We start from the raw sequence: 17,604 nt of genomic DNA, 5'->3' as shown, positions 1-17,604 counted from the left end.
GCCTCGAAAGGTGTGTGGGGAACCATGCGCCCCGGACAGGTCTCCTGACTCGTGGATCGTCGCCACAGATCCGGCCTTCCCGGGATCGCTCCCAGTGGCTCCCCCGAGGCCGTGGCCTCCGGGGGGTCGGACGTGACTCCCCACTCACAGTGGCGGGACCGTGCCGGATTCAGCCCGTTGGCCGGGCCTCTACCGGCTTCCCTTTGACCGGGGCGCCGCATGTCGCCTGCCGCGTCTGCTCCAGGGTCTCTTTCCGGATCACCCCCTCGACGCCGGGTCCGGCTGAGGCCAGACCACGTGCACGACGGGCCGCCGGCTCGAGGGGTGCTTCTCGACGCTGACGCGGCAGCCGTACACGGCCTCGAGTGTCGCTTCCTCCAGCACGGACTCGGGGGGGCCGAGGCTCACCGCCCTGCCCCGGTGGAGCAGGAGCAGGCAGTGGGAGACCTCCGCGGCGAGATTGAGATCGTGGGAGACGAGCACCACGCTGAGCCCTGCCTCCGCGTTGAGGCGGCGCAGGAGCCCGACGCACTCCGCCTGGTAGCGGAGGTCCAGGTGGGCGGTGGGCTCGTCCAGCACCAGGAGCCGCGGCCGCTGGGCGAGAGCCCGCGCGAGCACGACACGCTGGCGCTCGCCGCCGCTCAGCCGATCCAGCGGCTCGCGCGCGAGATCGAGCACACCCGCCAGCTCCATCGCCTCCCGCGCGGCGGCCCGGTCCTCCTCGCTCTCGAAGAAGCGTCCGGGCGCGTGGGGAAAGCGGCCCATGAGCACCAGCTCGCCGGCCGTATACGGGAACCCCCGCGGCACGTCCTGCGGAACCACGGCCACGCTGCGGGCCACCGCCGCGCGCCCGAGCCGCATCAGCGACAGGCCGTCGAGGAGGATCTCGCCGCGCGCCGGCGCCACGACCCGGGACAGGAGGCGGATGAGGGTCGTCTTGCCGGAGGCGTTGGGACCGATGACACCCAGGATCTCTCCCTGCTCCACGGCGAGGGAGAGATCGTGGATCTCGAAGGGGGCGCGCCCGCGCTCCTCCCCGGCCGAGGGGTAGGCGAAGCTCACGTCGCGTACCTCCAGGAGAGGGCTCACGGTTGGAGCCTCGCTCCGCTCGGGGAGTCTCCATGTTTCGCTCGCCTCGCCGTGAGGCACGGCTCAGCTCGCCCTACCATCGCAGCACGCGATCGGAGCAGCGCGATGAACACCGGCGCCCCGCAGAAGGCGGTGATCACGCCCACCGACACCTCCGCCGGCGCGACGACGCTGCGCGCCAGCGTGTCCGCCGCGAGGAGGAACACGCCGCCCCCCAGCGCGGCCGCCGGCACCAGTACCCGGTTATCCGGCCCCAGGAGCATCCTGAGCGCGTGGGGAACGATCAGCCCCACGAAACCGATGGGCCCGGCGAAGGCCACCACGGCGGCGGTGAGGAGCGCCGCGCCTGCGAAGATCCGTCGCTTCAGGGCCTCGGCATCCACCCCGAGCTGCAGCGCCGCCTCCTCGCCCAGCGCGAGGAGATTGAGCCGGCGCGCCTGGCTGGCGACGAGCGCGACGCCGGCGGCCGTGAGCCCGGCGAAGACCAGTAACGGGCCGGCCGGGATGGGCGCCACGTTGCCGAGCAGCCAGTGGATCACGCCGCCGAGGCGGTTGGTGTCCACGAGGGAGATGAGCACGGTGATGGCCGAGGAGAAGAAGATCCCGACGATGACGCCCGCCAGCAGGAGCGTGTGCACCGGCAGCCCGGCGGCCGTGCTGGCGATCAGGTAGACGGCACCTCCGGCGATGAAGGCGCCGGCAAAGGCCAGGGCCGTGAGCCCGAAGGCCTGGAGCACCGTGAGCCCGAGCCCGAAGAGCTGTCCCGTGACGACGCCGAAGGCCGCGCCGCTGGAGACGCCGAGCACCGAGGGCTCCGCGAGGGGATTGCGCGTGAGCGCCTGGAACCCCACTCCGGCCACGGCAAGCGCACCGCCGGCCAGCGCGGCCACCGCGATGCGGGGCAGCCTCAGATCGAGCACGACCACGCGCGCCACTGCCTCCGCCGTCTCCTGGCCCGTCAGCACGGCGAGGACCGATGCTGGCGTCACGGCGGCGCTGCCGACGAAGAGCGCCGCCGCCCCGGCGGCCGCCAGCACGAGCCCCAGGGCGCCGACGATCCCCGCGAGTCTCGCGGCTGTCGTCCTCGGGGCCCCGTCGCCGGCGCCGCTCATCGGGTCGCGGCCCGCGGGAAAGCCCCGGGATGGATGAGGCGCGCCAGCGCCTCGAGCGCCTCCGCGATCCGCGCCCCCTGGCGGTGGAAGAGGTCGCCGTCCACGGCGTGCAGCCGTCCCGACCTGATGGCCGCCAGGCTCGTCAGCCTGTCCCACTTCTCGAGGCTCACCGGCCCGACCGCGACGCTGTGACGGGCCAGCAGGATCACCTCGGGCGCCTGCGCCACCGCCGCCTCGAGGCTGTAGCGCGGATAGCCCTCCCCGGCGCCGGCCGTCACCGACTCGCCGCCCGCCAGCGCGATCAGCTCGGTGACGACGGCCCCGCGCGCCGGGACGATCAGCGGATCCGGCCAGAGGACGTAGAGCACCCGCGGCCGTGGCCGCGCGGCGACCCGCTCGGCCACGGCCTTGATCCGCAGCCGGAGCCCCTGCGCCGTCTGCCGCGCCGTCTCGCGCCTCCCGGTGACCGCCCCGAGCCCCTCCATCATCCTCAGCACGTCGGCCACGCTGGCAGGGTTCACGAGGTAGACGGGGATGCGCAGGCGCTCGAGCTGGGCGACGGTCTCCTCGCGATTGCCGGAGGGCGTGGCCACGACGAGATCGGGCCTGAGGGCGACCATGGTCTCGAGGCTCGGCGCCAGCATGCCGCCGACGCTCGGCTTGCGGCGCGCCTCGGGCGGGTAGTCGCAGAAGTCAGTGACTCCCACCAGGCGGTCCTGGGCGCCGATGGCGAAGAGGATCTCCGTGGCCCCGGGGACGAGGGAGATGATGCGCTGGGGCATGGCCGGCAGCGTCACGGTGCGTCCCGTCAGGTCGGTGAGCGTGAGCGCCGCGCCCGCCAGGGGTGTCGCGAGCAGGAGAGCGGCCGTGAGGAAGCCGACCAGGGGGGTCACCGGCGCGCCCTCGCGCAGGCATCCACGAAGGCCGCGGCCATCGAGGGGCTGGGTCCCCAGTGAAGGTGGACATAGCTCATGAGGGCCGCGCCCACGAGGAAGCCCTCGGGGCGCGCCCCGCTGCCAGCATGGTCCTGCACCGCGTAGACGCGCTTGACCGAGGCCGGCGGCGCCTCCAGGGTGGAGCAGTGGAACTCGTGGCCCCTGGCCGTGGCACCCGCGGGTCCCAGCGGCGAGGGCTGCGTGGTCACCACCTCGCGGTAGCCGAGCGTGAGCGGGCCTGGCCGCATCCGCACCTTCGCGGGCAGCACCCCCACCATGGGCCAGGCAACGCCCCCGGCGTCCTCCAGGAGCTCGGCCAGGTACATGAGGCCGCCGCACTCGGCGTACGTCGGGCGCCCGGAGGAAGCGAAGCCAGCCACGGCCCGGCGCATGGCGGTATTGGCCGACAGCGCCTTGGCGTGAACCTCGGGATAGCCACCCCCGATGTACAGCCCGTCGGCGGCGGGCAGCCTCTCGTCGGTGAGCGGCGAGAAGAAGGCCAGCTCGGCGCCGGCCCGCTCGAGGGCCTCCAGGTTGTCGGCGTAGTAGAACTGGAACGCGTGGTCCCGCGCCACCGCGATCCGGGCGTGAGGCGAAGGAGGCCGGAGGCGCTCAGCCTCTGCGGGGCCCGGCACACGGTCCGCCGGTGGTCGGCGGATCGCGCTCCGGGCCAGTCCCACGAGGGCGTCGAGGTCCACGTGGCGCTCGACGAGGGCCGCGAGCCCCTCGCGGAGCGCCGGCGTGTAGCCGCCCTCGGCTGCCGTGACGAGCCCGAGATGGCGTTCGGGCAGGGCGAGCCCCGCGCTCGCCGGGACGGCCCCGAGCACGGGAGTCCGGCATGCCCCGTCCACCGCCTCCAAGAGCGCGCGGCGATGGACGGGGCCAGCCACGCGGTTGAAGATCACCCCGCCGAGAGCGAGATCCGGATCGAAGCGCTCGAAGCCCAGCACCACCGCGGCCGCGCTCCGGGCCGCGGCCTGCGCGTCCACCACGAGCAGCGCCGGGGCGCCGAGCCATTTGGCCACCTCCGCCGTGGAGCCCGTCTCGCGGCTCCCCTCGCAGCCGTCGAAGCAGCCCATGACCCCCTCGACCACGGCGAGGTCGGCCTCCGCGGCATGGCGCACCACCGAGGCCAGGACATGCTCGCGCCCGCACATCCAGCCGTCGAGGTTCAGCGAGGGGCGACCGGTGGCGAGGGCGTGGAAGGCCGGGTCGATGAAGTCCGGTCCCACCTTGAAGGCCTGCAGCGCGAGCCCGCGGCGCCTGAGCGCTTCGAGGATGCCGAGGGTGATCGTGGTCTTCCCCACGCCGCTCGCCGCCCCCGCGACGACGATCACCGGGATGGAGGAGGCCTCCCTCATGCCGGCGGCCCCTCGCCGCTGGACCGATCGGACACCCCCGCGGACTTGAACGTCGCCATCTCGGTGAGCACGGCCAGCGCCGCCCGCGCCAGCGCGATGCAGAGGGCGGCCCCTGTCCCCTCGCCCAGGCGCATGGCGAGATCGAGGTAGGGCTCCAGGGCGAGCGCCTCGAGAACGTGGCGGTGCCCCGGCTCCACCGAGCGATGGGCGGCGAGAAGGTATTCCCGCGCCTCGGGCTTGATGGTGACCGCGGCCAGCGCGGCTGCACCCGCGATGAAGCCATCCACGACCACGGGCAGGCGGTGGGCTGCCCCGGCGAGGACGACACCGGTCAGTCCCGCGATCTCGAAGCCTCCGACGCGGGCCAGCACGTCGATGCCGTCGCGCGGATCGGGCCGGTTCAGCGCGAGCGCCCGCGCGACGACCTCCACCTTGCGCCGCCAGCCCTCGGCGTCTATCCCGGTGCCGCGCCCGGTGACCTCCTCCGGCGGCGCTCCGGTGATCGCCGCCACCACGGCGCTGGCTGCCGTCGTGTTGCCGATGCCCATCTCTCCGGTGCCCACGAGATCGGCGCCCGCGGCGATCTCCCTCTCCACGAGCGTGGCCCCAGCCTCGACGGCGGCGACAGCCTCCTCGCGACTCATTGCCGGCCCCCTGGCGATGTTCCGCGTCCCGGCGCCGATCTTCCTCGAGACGAGACCTTCATGGACACCCAGCGGGGTCGCCACACCGAGGTCGGCGACCACCACCCTGGCCCCGGCATGCCGAGCCAGCACGTTGACGGCGGCTCCGCCCCTCAAGAAATTCTCGACCATCTGGGCCGTAACTATCTGCGGATACGCGCTGACCCCCTCGTCCACCACTCCGTGATCCCCGGCCAGGGTGAAGATCACGGGATCGGCGATCCGGGCCGGGCACCGCCCTGTGATGAGACAGAGCCGTCGGGCCAGCTCCTCCAGCCGGCCCAGGCTCCCCGGCGGCTTCGTGAGCTGGTCGAGCCGCTCCTGGGCGGCGACGCCCACGGCGGGATCCGGCGAGGCGATGCGGTCAAGGAGCCTGTGAAGACTCTTCATGGGGGATGGACTCCTTCACGGTGAGGGGGATGCCGGCCACCATCAGGGTGACCCGGTCGGCGGCTGCGGCGATTCGCTGGTTGACGAGGCCCAGGAGGTCCCTGAAGCGCAGGCCGTCGGCGGTGGGAGGGTGTACGCCCTCGCCGACCTCGTTGGAGACGATGACCAGGGACACCGCGCGCTCGCCCATGAACCGAGCCAGCTCCTCGGCCCCCTGGAGAATCACCTTGTCGTCGTCACCGCGGAGCAGCCGGTTCGCCACCCAGAGGGTGAGGCAGTCCACGAGGACGAGGGGGGCGCGGCCGTTCAGGCGGCGGCAGGCCGCAACGAGATCGAAGGGCTCCTCGACGGTGAGCCACGACGGCGGACGCTCCGCCCGGTGGCGGGCGATGCGCGCAGCCATGTCGGCATCACCGGCACGGGCGGTGGCGACGAAGGCGACGCGCGCGCGGGCGCTGCCGGCGAGGGCAAGCGAGTAGCGGCTCTTGCCGCTGCGGGCGCCGCCCAGGATCAGGTGAGATGAATGGTGAGCCGGCACCCGGGCCCTCCCTCGAAGACCGGTATGGTTGGTCTGGGAGTCCGGGTCGGTCTCCTGGCTCTCGGATCGTCCTACTCCCCACGCCTTCCCGGCGCACGCTTCCGCGCACCAGTGGCTTCACCGTGGGTTTCGTCCCCGATTACAGTGACGGGGTCGCGGCGGATTCGCACCGCCTTCCCGGGGAGCCCGCTCCGGCGGGCACCCTGGACTCCAGGCTACGCGGGCAACCTAGCAGACCCCTACGCTGCGGTCAAGGCCCGGGCCTGCACAGTGTCGGGAGCACATGATTTGACCCGAAGCTACTTCCGGACCGTGGCCTGTTCCACGATCACGGCGTAGCTGTAGCCGGCGCCGACTTGCTTGTTCTGGGCGACCTTTCCTCGAACCAGCACCTCGTCGCCCACTGCCACGGTGTCGGCCGTCGTCACCGTGAGATCCGCATTCTTTCCTTCTGCCGAGCCCGAGCCGTCGCGGATGTGGACCCAGTTGCTGCCCATGATGTTGGCGTTGAACTTGACCACCTTGCCGCGGACGGCCACGTCCTTACCGGCCAGCTCGGCCGCTTGAGCATGGACCTCGGCCACGGTGCGGCCACGGTCGCCCTCGGCCCTGGCCACCTTGATCTCACCGACGGCAGCGGCCAGCGCCATGCCTCCAGGGTGGGGCGCCACTTCCGTGCCGAGGCCCGGAACGCCAGCCGGCGAGGAACCTCCGGCCGTCGGCTCGCCACCCGGCGGAATGAGGGTGCCGAAGTAGATGCGATCGAAGGTCTTGTTGAGCGACTCGCTCCTGAAATTGCGCATGAGCGCGCCGTTGACCACGCTGACCTTGGCGCCCCTCTGGACCGGGGCCTTGGTGACCGCAGCCCACTCCTCGCCGCTGTCGGTCTTGAGCTTGAGGTAGGTGTAAGAGGCCACGTTCTGGATCTCGAGCACCTCGCCGCTGATCCTGTCGGCGCTGGCCACGGGCGTGGCGGTCGGAGCTGCGGGCTGGCCCACCTTGCCCGGAGCCTCGACCTTGGGATCGGCATCACCGGGCTTGTTGCTGCACGCTACCGCGAGTACCAGAGAGAAAACGAGCAGATACCGCATGAGCTGACCTCCTCGGTCCCCTGGGAGCTGTTTCAGCGCCAAGACCCCTTCCCGGTACGCCCACGCTACCACACAAGCCGAAGGCCGTGCCGGCGCCGCGCCCCGAGGCGCGATCAGCACTGGTCCGCCTGCCGCTTGACGGCGCCCGTGTGCCTGGCTACGATGGGACTCGCTGGCGCGCATCACCCCGTCACCCTCGACCAACCGGCCGCGTTCGTCTCTTCGATGGCCGCCTTCCTGGACGGCATCGCGGCGTAGCGACCACGCGCCCCGCACGGAGGCCGATGGATTCGACCAGGAAGAACGTCGCGCTGCTGTCCCTCTCGCAGGGCCTGCTCCTGACCAATAACTCCATCATGATCGCGACCAACGGCCTCGCCGGGTTCGTGCTCGCGCCCGACAAGGGGATGGCGACGTTTCCGGTGACGGGGTACGTGGTGGGCTCGGCCCTGGTCACGATGCAGATGTCGCTGCTCATGCGGCGGCTGGGCCGGCGGGCCGGTTTCATGCTGGGCGTCGGGCTCGGCATGCTCGGCGCGTCCATTTGCGGCCTGGCGGCGTACCTTGGAAGCTTCTGGCTCCTCTGTCTCGGCACCTTCGTGGCCGGCGCTTACAACGCCGCCGGCCAGTACTATCGCTTCGCCGCCGCGGACAGCGCCGCGCCGGAGTTCCGGTCCACCGTGATCTCACTGGTGCTGGCGGGCGGCATCCTGGGCGGCATCCTCGGACCCGAGACCAGCAAGCTCACCAAGGACGCGCTCGCCGGCCACCCCTTCGTCGGCTCCTATTTCTCGCTGGTGGGCTTCGGCGTGCTCGCGCTCGTCGTGCTGTGGTGGCTGCGGATCCCGGGCCTGTCCGCGGCGGAGCGCGCGGCGCCGGGCCGGCCGCTCGCCGAGATCGTCGCGCAGCCGGCGTTCATCGTGGCGGCGCTCACGGGAATGGTGGGGTACGGCGCGATGAATCTGCTCATGACCGCCACCCCGCTGGCCATGATGCACCACCATCCCTACCGGGCGGCGGCGTTCGTCATCGAGGGGCACGTCGTGGGCATGTTCCTGCCCTCGTTCTTCACCGGCCGGCTGGTCCAGCGGTTCGGCGTGCTCCAGACCATCCTGGTCGGCGTCCTCTTGACCTTCGTGTGCGTGGTGATCGCGCAGTCCGGCCTGGATGTCGTCCATTTCTGGAGCGCCCTGGTGCTGCTCGGCGTGGGGTGGAACTTCATGTACGTCGGCGCGACCACGCTGCTCGCCGAGGTCTATACCCCGGCCGAGCGCGCCAAGACGCAGGGTGCCAACGACTCACTGATCTTCGTCACAATGGCGTTCACGTCGGCGGCGTCGGGGTTCGTGTTCACGCGGGAAGGCTGGGAAGTGATGAACTGGAGCGTCACGCCATTCCTCGCAGGCTGCGCCCTGGCCACCCTCTGGCTTCTCGCCGCGCGTCGCCGCCAGGGGGCCTGAGTTACTCCTCCAGGGGCTCCGCGCGCCGCCTCCGTGACGCGCGTCGCCCCACTTCCACCAATGGATGTGGAGGGCGACTCAGTACTTGGCCTTGATCCTGTCGAGCTGCTCCTTGGTGATGGCGGGCACGTTGCCGCGCGCTCGCCAGCGGTTGGTATTCCACGCGCCCTCACCGAGCCAGGTCTTGATGGTCTGCAGATTCCTGGCGCGCTCCTCGCTGGTTCCGCCGAGGAACTCGTGCATGTTGCCGGGCTTTCCGCCGGCGGTGCCCTTGCCATCATCGAGCCGCCGCATCACCGAGCCGGTGGCCGGCCACACCACGTGGCGCATGAAGTAGGCGTAGCGGAGCCAGCAGGGCGAGCGGAGCCGGGCCTCACGGCGAGGCGAGCGGAAAGGAAGGATCGGCCGAGCGGAGCGAGGCCCCCAGCGCGGGATCGATCTCGTCGAGCACGGCGGCGTGCCGCGCGGCCCCGGTCAGGTCGCCCGAGCGCAGCAGGGCCCGCGCCAGCCAGAAGCGCGCCGGACCGTCGCGCGGAGCCACCGCCACCGCGCGCTCGAGTGGGGCCAGCGCTTCGCGCTCCCGGCCGAGCTCCATCAGCACCCTGCCCAGGTTCAGGAAGGTGTCGGCGTCGTCCGCGGACAGCTGCACCGCCTCGGCGAAGAGCGCGAGGGCCTCCGCCAGCCGGCCCGCCCGAACCAGCGCGGCCCCCTGGTTCTTCAGGGTGTGGGCGAGGTTGACCCGCGCCCCGGGGAAGTCGGGCGCGAGGGCCAGCGCGCGGCGCAGGAGCGGAATCGCCTCGAGGTAGCGCCCCTGGCGGGCGTGCAGAGCCCCGAGGTTGGCCGGCGCGTCCGCGAGCCGGGGGGACAGACGCATGGCCTCCGCGAACTCGCCCTCCGCCTCGGTGTAGCGCCCCTGATACGCGAGCGCGGTGCCCAGGTTGTTGTGGGCCGCCGCGCGGCCGCCCCGGAGAGTGCCGGACACGCGGAACTCCAGCTCCGCCTCGCGGTGGCGGCCCTGGGCCAGCAGCGAATGGCCGAGGTTGTTGCGGCAGACCACGCAGCGGGGATCCGCGGCGACGGCCACCCGCCAGAGGCTCTCCGAATCGCGCCAGATCCTGCTCTGCTCCCAGGCCCCATACCCCAGGCCCGCCGTGGCGAGCACCGAGGCGGCCAGCACCGCGAGCATCACGCCCCGGCCCACACGCCCCTCCTCGCGCCGCCTGAGCACCCAGACCACAGCCGCGCCGAAGAGCAGCGCCCAGCCGAGACAGGCGAGATAGGTGTACCGGTCGGCGGCGATCTGGGGCCCGCTCTGCACCACCCCGATCACGGGCAGGAGCGTGACGGCGTACGTCGCGGCCGCCGCGCACAGCGCCGGCCAGCGCCGGCGCAGGGCCACGGACCCGGCGGCCAGCAGGAGCACCGCCCCCGCGCTCCCGAGCACGGGCGTGCTGGAGAGGTCGAGGCTCTCGGACATCTCGTAGAGCGGCGAGAGCGGGTAGGGGAAGAGCGTCTTCCCGAGATAGAAGGCGTAGCCGTAGAGTGAGAGCAACACGCGCTCGGCGATGCCGAAGTCCTGGAGGCCCGCGGCGGCGCCCACCGGCGCGCGCGCCAGGAACGCCACCACCGTGGCGGCCAGAGCGAGGAGGACGAAGGGGACCTTCTCGACCCAGACGCGTCGCGCGGCCGCCGTCCCCCACCCGGTCGCCCCGCCGAGCCGTCTCAGCGGATAGACGTCCAGGATCACGAGGACCACGGGGAGGCTGACGACCAGCGCCTTGGAGAGGAGCGCGGCGACGAAGAGGACGAGGGAAGCACCGTACCAGCGCCGGCCGCGCGGGACGGCGCCCGCCGCGCGCGCGGCGACGGCCTCGAGGTAGGCCAGCACGGCCATGAGGTAGAGGAGCCCGGAGAGCACGTCCCGGCGCTCTGAGATCCACACGACGGATTCCACCCGCAGTGGATGCACGGCGAAGAGGAGTGCCGCGGCCGTGGCCCCGACGCCGAGCGCGGCCTCGCCGGCTCCCGCGGGCTGCGCCGCCCGGAGCAGCCGCCGCGCGACGTGCAGGAAGGCCACGGCTGCCGCGGAGTGGAGGAGCAGGCTCGTGAGGTGGAAGCCGAAGGGGTTGAGCCCCCAGATCGCGAAGTCGGCGCCGAGCGTCATCCAGGTGAGCGGGTGGTAGTGGCCCATGTGGAAGGCCGTGAACATCCACCGGAGCTGCGCCCGGCCCAGCCCCCGGTACCCCTCGTTCTTCAGGAAGTTCTCGGGGTCGTCCCCGTTGACCCAGTCTGCCCCAAGGGCCGGGAGAAAGGCGGCGAAGGAGACGAGGCAGACGAGGGCGACGAGCGCCGGGTGGAGGGGAGGTCGCACGTCAGCCAGCAGCGCACCCGGCCGTCACGCGCCGGAGATACGGTCGAGAAGCCGGCGGTCCCGCTTGGTGGGACGACCGGCGCCGCGGGGGCGATAGACCGGCGGCGGGATGCGCGCCGCCCGCGCGGGCGGAGGCGGCGTGAGATCCTCGTAGAGGAGCGCGGCGTGGGCACTCGGCCCGCGCCTGTCGGAGAGCGTCACCACCCGGACGATCCGCTTGCCGCGCGGGAGCGTGACGTGGACCAGGTCCCCGGCCCGCAAGAGCCGGGAGGGCTTGGCCCGCTGCTCGTTGACGTCGACCTTGCCGCCACTGCAGGCCGTCGCGGCCAGCGTCCGGCTCTTGAAGAAGCGCGCCGCCCAGAGCCACCTGTCGAGGCGCAACTCGCCCATGCCGTCCTTACGGTAACATGGCGGGTGCGCTATACTCGCCCCCGCCGAGCGCGCCGGAGCGTTGGGGATGGGGGCACGATGGGGACCTGGGGCGCTGGCTCTTTTCGACCAGTCGAGGCTCCCGTCCTGGGGGACAATATGGTGGTGGACGGGAGACGCATGATCGCCAAGCTCGCCGGCATCGCGCTGGGGCTCGGTGCCGGGCTGATGGCCGTGACGGGGGCGCCGGTGCGGGCAGCCGACCCCTCGGTCATCGTGGTCGAGGACTGGTCGCGCCAGCCGGTGGGCAAGACCGGCATCCCCGACGGGTGGAAGGGACAGACCTGGGGGAGCCCGAAGTACGACTTCACCGTCATCAACGAGAGCCCTACCAGGGCGCTCCACCTCAAGAGCCGGGACGAGGGCTCGACTGTCAGCAAGGAGGTGAAGGTGGACGCCAAGCGCTACCCGATCCTGCAGTGGCGCTGGAAGGTGGTGGCGCTGCCCAGAGGTGGCGACTCTCGGAAGAAGGAGGCCGACGATCAGGCCGGCCAGATCTACGTGACCTTCCCGCGCTTCCCGTCGGCGGTGCGCTCGCGCGTGATCGGCTACGTGTGGGACACCACGGCCCCCGCCGGCACCGTCGTCAAGAGCGAGAAGAGCGGCACCGTCACCTACGTGATCGTGCGCTCCGGGGAGGCGGAAGCCGGGCGCTGGCTCACCGAGACGCGTAACATCCTCCAGGACTACAGGCGGATCTACGGCGAGGAGCCCGGCGAGGAGGTGGGTGCCGTGTCCGTCGCGATCGACTCGAACGATACCCATTCGGCCGCCGAGGCCTACATCGGCGAGATCGTCTTCCGCAAGCCGTGAGCCCGCCCGGGGGCCGGCAGAGGCGATGACCAGGGGGGGCGGCCCATCGCCGGGAGGCGGCGGCGGGATCGACGGCTACGGTGCGACGATCCTCAGGATCGCGCTCGGTATCATCTACCTCGGCCACGCCTACCTGGCGCTCTTCGTCGCCGGTCCCCGCGCCACGGTGGCCATGCAGAGGAACCTCGGCCTTCCCCTGCCCGAGATCGGGGCCTGGTACGTGATCCTGGCTCACGGCGTCGGCGGCGCGCTCCTGATCCTGGGGCTCTGGACGCGCTGGGCGGCACTCGTGAACCTGCCGATCATGGCGGGCGCCTTCTTCCTGGTCCACCTGCGGGAGGGCTTCTTCATGGGGCCCAGGGGCGGCTACGAGTTCGCGCTGCTCATGCTCGCGGCCACCCTGGCCCAGGTCTTCCTCGGCGCCGGAGCCCTCGCCCTCAGACGATAGCCCAGCGTCGAGGAAGGCTCAGCCGCGGAGGACGCGCGTGAGATGCTCGGCGGCCCGGATGGCGAGGGCGGCGACGGTGAGCGTCGGCGGGAACGCGCTGGCCGTGACAAAGCAACCGCCCCCCACGAGGTAGAGATTGGACACATCGTGGGCGCGGAGGTTGGCGTCCACCACGCTGGAGTCGGGATCCGTTCCCATCCGGTGAGTCCCCATCTGGTGCGAGGCGTAGCCGAGACGGCTCGCCCGGATGGCCTTGGCTCCGGCGCCCCTCAGGATTCGCTCGGCGATGCCGCGTGCTTCCTCGAGCGCCGCGCGCGCGTAGTCGCCCACGCCCCAGCTGATGTGAGGCACGGGCTGGCCGAAGTGGTCCTTGACGCCGGGGTTCAGCGAGACGGAGCGCGCGGGGTCCGGGAGCTGCTCGCAGAAGATCCGCACCCCGAGCGTCCGTCCGAACTCCTCCTTCACGTGCTTCTCGAGCGCCGGCCCCCACGTCCGGCTGGCGATGGCCAGCCGGGCCGGGGGGCCTCCCGCGGAGTTCAGGAACTCCAAGAAAAAGGCTCCCCGCCTCCGGCGGTCTCGGCCCACGGCGAACTGGCCCGTCATGGTCGTCGAGAAGCCGATCCGGTACGGGTAGACCGGCTCGGCCACGCGCCCCGTGATGTCGAGCAATGGATGGGACATGAAGTGCCGCCCGACGAGCCCGCTGCCGTTCGCGAGGCCCTGGGGGGCGTCGCGGGAAGCGGAAAGCAGGAGCAGCCTGGCCGTCTCGACGCCTCCCGCCGCGACGACGAAGAGGCGCGCAGAGAGCCTGCGCTCGCGCCGATCGTGTCCGGCATAGACGACGGCCCGCACCCGGTCGGGCGGGCCCGTTTCGAGCCTCAGCGCGGAGACGTCAGCCAGGACCCGCGCGTGCCCCGTGGCCTCCGCCCGGAGAATGTGGCTGAGATCCGCGCTCGCCTTGGCGCCGATCGGGCAGACATGGCAGGTGCTGTAGCCCTGGCACCGGGCCCGTCCGGCGTAGGGGATCGAGTTGCGGGCCTGGGGGAGGCTGTGCAGCGTGATCCCCAGCGAGCGGCAGGCGGGGACGAACAGCCCGTCGGAGTAGCTCGGCGGGAAGGGCAGCAGCGGGAACCCCCCGCTCCGTGGCGACGCCCACGGATCGTCAGCCGTCCCTGCCACTCCCAGCGCCCGCTCGGCCCGCGTGTAGTACGGCTCGAGCTCCTCGTAGGAGACCGGCCAGTCCTCGGCGACCCCGTGGAGGCTTCTCAGGCGGAAGTCCTCCGCTCGAAATCTGAGCGCGTAGCCTTCCCAGTACAGCGTGCTGCCGCCGACCCCGCGGGCGCGGTTCCCCTCGAGGCGGTAGGGCGTCCTCCCGCCGGTCGTGTAGCGATCCAGCGCGGCGAGGGGGGTCTTCCAAGGGTTCTCCCCTTTGAGGAAGCGACGCATGTACTCGAAGCGCCGGGCGAAGTCGTGCCGGGGGCCTGCCTCGAGGATGACCGAGCGGATGCCGCGCCCGGCAAGCTCCAGCGCGATGATGCCGCCGGCCGGCCCCGCCCCGATGATGCACACTTCCGTCTCGCCCTGGTACCCCGCCGCGCTCATGCGGTCAGGCTTCCGCCTTTGTGTAACGGACGAGATCGCCGGGGCGCCCGGGGAATACGGTGTAGCCGACCAGCGCCCAGCCGGCCGGCGAGGCGTAGTACCCGGCGATGAGGTCGGGCACGGCGAGCGCTCGGACGCTCTGCGCCCGGCGCCGGAAGGGCCAGAGGTACTCCCGTGTCCTCACATCTGCGTTCCCCAGGTTGTGCCGGGAGACAATCCCGGCTCGGCGTGCCCGGTCCAGCGCCCAGAAAGGGCTGCCGGCGAGAGAGTCGAGAAGCACCGAGGCGCTTCGGTAGAGGGCGAGGTATCCCGGCGTGGCCTGTGTCCGCTCGCCGATATGCTCCTCGACATAACCGCGCTCCACTGGCGCCAGGGCCCGCCCTCCCACCACGATCTCGGCGAAAGCCACGATGGTCTGAATCTCCTGCGCTGACAGGAGCCCGGTGGGAGATGAGGGATCGAGTCGGGGCCGGAGGCGCCGCGCCAGGGCTCCCGCGAGCCAGGCCGGCCGCCATGAGATGAGGAGGGCCATCGCGCCCAGGGCAACCAGCGCGATCTGGAGGAGTCTGCGGCGGGTCATCGGGTCGTTACTTTACCGCTTGAGCGGAGGAAGAGACATGGCCCCAGGGAAATCCCCGGGGCCCGCGTGCGGCTGAGAACGGTGAAGCGCCTGGGCCTACCGCTTCCTGCCCAGCCACCAAGCGAGCGCGACGGCCCCGCTGCTGAGCAGTACCAGGGTCCCAGGGAACGGAACGCTTACTGTGGGTGGGGGCGCCCCTGCGAACGCCGGGTCAGCGAAAGCTACGAAGGCCGCAGTCAACAGAACCGCGCCGGACAGGAGACTCTTCTTTCCCATGATCTCATCCCCTCCAGAGTCGACACCCAGGCCGAGGCGTGAGCTTCTTCTCGACTGTCGGCAGCACACTCCATGCCAGATCGAGAACTTCTGTCCTTACAGGGCGTTGCCGCGTCCAGCCGGTCGGCCCCGTGGCAAACCGTAAAGGTTCCGGACAGGTCTGGAAGGTTTCGGACAGGTCTGGGGAGGACTATCGTCAGTCGCCATGGCCCCGGGGAGATCAGCAGATCAGCGGCCGCATCCGAGCCACGGCCGGCGCAGGCGGGCGGCATGCCTCAGAGAGGCGGCGCAAGGCAGGCGTCACTTCATCAGCTCACGCGCGGCGGCCACGATCTGGCCGGCGTGAGCGGTCACGAAGGCCTCCATGGGCGGGCTGAAGGGGATGGGGACATCGGGAGCGGCCACGCGTGCGATGGGCGCGTCCAGCTCGTCGAAGCTCTGCTCCATCACGACCCACGCCAGCCAGGCGCCCACGCTGGCGCGCCTGGGTCCCTCCTCGGCGATGACCACACGGTGGGTCCTGGCCACCGAGGCCGCCAGCGTTGCCCGGTCCAGCGGAACCAGGCTCCGCGGGTCCACCACCTCGGCGGAGATCCCCTCCTCGGCGAGCATCTCGGTCGCCAGGAGCGCCTCGCCCACCATCCGCGCCGTGGCGATGACGGTCACGTCCCTGCCCGCGCGCTTCACATCGGCCGAGCCCAGCGGCACCAGCGTCTCCTCCGCCGGCACCTCCCCCCGCACGCGATAGAGCGCGCGGTGCTCGAAGACGAGCACGGGGTCGGGGTCGCGGATCGCGGTCTTGAGCAGGCCCCGGGCATCGGCCGGCGTCGAGGGAATGCACACCTTGAGCCCCGGCGTGTTCACGAACCAGGCCTCGACGGAATTGGAGTGGTGCCCTCCCGCCGACTTGCCGATTCCGTAGGGCATGCGGAGTGTCAGCGGACAGGCGACCTGGCCGCCGAACATGTACCGGCTCTTGGCGATCTGGTTGACCACCTCGTCCATGGCGCAGGTGACGAAGTCGGCGAAGTGCATGTCCACCACGGGCACGAGCCCGGTGAGGGCCGCGCCCATGGAGGAGCCGACGATGGCCGCCTCCGAGATCGGGGCGTTGATGACGCGCTCGAGGCCGAACTCCTCGGCGAGGCCCTTGGTGACGCCGAAAGGCACTCCCAGAACGATGTCCTCGCCGATACAGTAGACGCGCGGATCCCGGCGCATCTCCTCGGCGAGGGCGAGGTTGAGGGCCTCCCCGAAATCCATCAGCGGCATGAGTGACCAGCGGGGGGTGCGAGCACCCATTCATTTCGCGGGGCCGCGCCCCCGGCCTCGGCCACCCCGCCCTCGAGGAGATCCGGCCCCGCCGCGAGCCCGGACCCCGCGATCCCCCGCCCCGGCGCCCAGCGCATCTGGCACGGCCGGCTCATCGGTCGCTCCAGGGGTAGTGGACGAGGAGATCGTCCAGCGCCGCTTCGGGCTCCGGGAGCGGGCTCGACTCGGCGAAGGCGACGGCGTCCTCCACCTCGGCCTCGATGCCCTCAGCGACCCGCGCCGCGTGCGTCGCGTCGAGCAGGGCGCTGGCCTCGAGATGGGCCCGGAGGCGCGCGATGGGGTCCCGCCGCCGCCCGTCCTCGACCTCGCTCCTCGGCCGGTAGGCCTGCGGGTCCCCCTCGTGGTGGCCGAGCCAGCGCACCGTCTTCGCCTCGATGAGCGACGGCCCCTCGCCCGCTCGCGCGCGCGCCACGGCCCGGGCCACCGCCGCGTACACCGCCACGGCGTCGTTGCCGTCCACGGCCACACCCGGGATGCCGTAGCCTGCCGCCCGCGCGGCGATGCTGCCGCCCGCGGTGGAGAGGTCCTGCGCGGTGGTGGAGGCCCAGGCGTTGTTCTCGCAGAGGAAGACCACGGGGGCGCGCCAGAGCGCGGACAGGTTCACGCCCTCGTGGAACGGGCCGCGGTTGGCCGCTCCGTCCCCGAACAGGACGGCCACCACCTGGTCCGTCCCGCGCATCCGGATGGACAGCCCCACACCCGGCGCCAGGACGCAGCCCGAGGTGAGCACGCCGTTGGCGCCGAGGTACCCGACGGAGGTGTCGGCGATGTGCATCGAGCCGCCCTTGCCCTTGCAGCAGCCGGCGGCCTTGCCGTACAGCTCGGCCATGAGCCGGCGGAGCGACCCGCCCTTGGCGATGAGGTGGCCGTGGCCGCGGTGGGTCGAGAGCAGGTAGTCGTCGTGCCGGAGCGCCGCGCAGGCGCCCACGGCCACGGCCTCCTGGCCTACGGAGAGGTGGATGAATCCCGGGATGCGCCCGGCGTGGTACAGCTCGCGCGCGCGCTCCTCGAAGCGCCGCACGCGGAGCATCGCCGCGTACATCTGGAGCAGCAGGTCCGGGCCGGCCGCCTCGGTCATGGCGCGGGCGATTCTA

At 71.9% G+C, this 17,604-nt stretch carries 17 protein-coding genes and 2 riboswitches; of the genes, 3 read left to right on the top strand and 14 right to left on the bottom strand.

Features of this window, described 5'->3' with window-relative positions; genetic code table 11:
* Nucleotides 1-37: 37 nt before the first annotated feature.
* Nucleotides 38-205, bottom strand: a riboswitch (cobalamin riboswitch).
* Between the two features lie 53 nt (nt 206-258).
* From HYV93_09280 to HYV93_09250, 7 genes are all read right to left on the bottom strand, one after another.
* A complete protein-coding gene (locus HYV93_09280) occupies nt 259-1,008 on the bottom strand; it encodes an ABC transporter ATP-binding protein (GenBank protein ID MBI2526161.1) in 750 nt (249 codons plus the stop codon).
* A 77-nt stretch (nt 1,009-1,085) separates the two neighbouring features.
* Nucleotides 1,086-2,201, bottom strand: a complete 1,116-nt coding sequence (locus HYV93_09275) for an iron ABC transporter permease (protein MBI2526160.1) — start codon at nt 2,199-2,201, stop codon at nt 1,086-1,088.
* Nucleotides 2,198-3,094 (bottom strand): cobalamin-binding protein, encoded by an 897-nt coding sequence (locus HYV93_09270; protein MBI2526159.1) that lies wholly within the window; start codon nt 3,092-3,094, stop codon nt 2,198-2,200. Before HYV93_09270 ends, HYV93_09275 begins: the two co-directional genes overlap by 4 nt.
* Entirely contained in the window at nt 3,091-4,497 is a 1,407-nt protein-coding gene (locus HYV93_09265; protein MBI2526158.1) for a cobyrinate a,c-diamide synthase, read from the bottom strand. Before HYV93_09265 ends, HYV93_09270 begins: the two co-directional genes overlap by 4 nt.
* A complete protein-coding gene (gene cobT / locus HYV93_09260; protein ID MBI2526157.1) occupies nt 4,494-5,570 on the bottom strand; it encodes a nicotinate-nucleotide--dimethylbenzimidazole phosphoribosyltransferase in 1,077 nt (358 codons plus the stop codon). The genes HYV93_09265 and cobT overlap by 4 nt, the downstream gene beginning before the upstream one ends.
* Entirely contained in the window at nt 5,545-6,108 is a 564-nt protein-coding gene (gene cobU / locus HYV93_09255; GenBank protein MBI2526156.1) for a bifunctional adenosylcobinamide kinase/adenosylcobinamide-phosphate guanylyltransferase, read from the bottom strand. The genes cobT and cobU overlap by 26 nt, the downstream gene beginning before the upstream one ends.
* Before the next feature lie 26 nt (nt 6,109-6,134).
* Nucleotides 6,135-6,329: riboswitch (cobalamin riboswitch) on the bottom strand.
* A 78-nt stretch (nt 6,330-6,407) separates the two neighbouring features.
* On the bottom strand, nt 6,408-7,199 hold the full coding sequence (locus HYV93_09250) for an OB-fold nucleic acid binding domain-containing protein (protein ID MBI2526155.1): 792 nt from the start codon (nt 7,197-7,199) through the stop codon (nt 6,408-6,410).
* Between the two features lie 284 nt (nt 7,200-7,483).
* Here HYV93_09250 and HYV93_09245 point away from each other — a divergent pair, with 284 nt between their 5' ends.
* A complete protein-coding gene (locus HYV93_09245; protein ID MBI2526154.1) occupies nt 7,484-8,659 on the top strand; it encodes an MFS transporter in 1,176 nt (391 codons plus the stop codon).
* Nucleotides 8,660-8,737: 78 nt separating this feature from the next.
* On the opposite strand, the gene HYV93_09240 is transcribed toward HYV93_09245, so the two are convergent.
* From HYV93_09240 to HYV93_09230, 3 genes are read right to left on the bottom strand one after another with little or no spacing between them, the layout of a single operon-like run.
* Nucleotides 8,738-8,989: a hypothetical protein gene (locus tag HYV93_09240; protein ID MBI2526153.1), complete on the bottom strand. Its 252-nt coding sequence runs from the start codon at nt 8,987-8,989 to the stop codon at nt 8,738-8,740.
* 43 nt (nt 8,990-9,032) lie between these two features.
* Nucleotides 9,033-11,030 (bottom strand): tetratricopeptide repeat protein, encoded by a 1,998-nt coding sequence (locus tag HYV93_09235; GenBank protein MBI2526152.1) that lies wholly within the window; start codon nt 11,028-11,030, stop codon nt 9,033-9,035.
* Nucleotides 11,031-11,054: 24 nt separating this feature from the next.
* Nucleotides 11,055-11,420 carry an RNA-binding S4 domain-containing protein gene (locus tag HYV93_09230; GenBank protein ID MBI2526151.1) on the bottom strand — a complete coding sequence of 122 codons (366 nt, stop codon included), beginning with the start codon at nt 11,418-11,420 and terminating at the stop codon, nt 11,055-11,057.
* Nucleotides 11,421-11,579: 159 nt separating this feature from the next.
* On the opposite strand from HYV93_09230, the gene HYV93_09225 reads away from it, so the two are divergent.
* Together HYV93_09225 and HYV93_09220 are read left to right on the top strand one after the other, a co-directional pair.
* The gene (locus tag HYV93_09225) at nt 11,580-12,272 is read left to right on the top strand and encodes a DUF3047 domain-containing protein (protein ID MBI2526150.1); all 693 of its coding nucleotides are present in this window, start codon (nt 11,580-11,582) and stop codon (nt 12,270-12,272) included.
* Between the two features lie 25 nt (nt 12,273-12,297).
* Nucleotides 12,298-12,720 (top strand): DoxX family protein, encoded by a 423-nt coding sequence (locus tag HYV93_09220; protein MBI2526149.1) that lies wholly within the window; start codon nt 12,298-12,300, stop codon nt 12,718-12,720.
* Nucleotides 12,721-12,738: 18 nt separating this feature from the next.
* On the opposite strand, the gene HYV93_09215 is transcribed toward HYV93_09220, so the two are convergent.
* The 4 genes from HYV93_09215 to HYV93_09200 form a co-directional block, all read right to left on the bottom strand.
* The gene (locus tag HYV93_09215) at nt 12,739-14,322 is read right to left on the bottom strand and encodes a GMC family oxidoreductase (protein ID MBI2526148.1); all 1,584 of its coding nucleotides are present in this window, start codon (nt 14,320-14,322) and stop codon (nt 12,739-12,741) included.
* Between the two features lie 4 nt (nt 14,323-14,326).
* The gene (locus tag HYV93_09210) at nt 14,327-14,902 is read right to left on the bottom strand and encodes a hypothetical protein (protein ID MBI2526147.1); all 576 of its coding nucleotides are present in this window, start codon (nt 14,900-14,902) and stop codon (nt 14,327-14,329) included.
* A gap of 576 nt (nt 14,903-15,478) precedes the next feature.
* A complete protein-coding gene (locus tag HYV93_09205; protein MBI2526146.1) occupies nt 15,479-16,450 on the bottom strand; it encodes an alpha-ketoacid dehydrogenase subunit beta in 972 nt (323 codons plus the stop codon).
* Nucleotides 16,451-16,601: 151 nt separating this feature from the next.
* Nucleotides 16,602-17,588, bottom strand: coding sequence for a thiamine pyrophosphate-dependent dehydrogenase E1 component subunit alpha (locus tag HYV93_09200; protein MBI2526145.1), 987 nt, complete (start codon nt 17,586-17,588; stop codon nt 16,602-16,604).
* Nucleotides 17,589-17,604: the final 16 nt, after the last annotated feature.

The sequence above is a fragment of the Candidatus Rokuibacteriota bacterium genome (genome assembly GCA_016188005.1).
Lineage (GTDB): Bacteria > Methylomirabilota > Methylomirabilia > Rokubacteriales > CSP1-6 > UBA12499.
The sequence above is the reverse complement of the archived record's forward strand: the minus strand, read 5'-3'. Positions and strand labels throughout refer to the sequence as shown.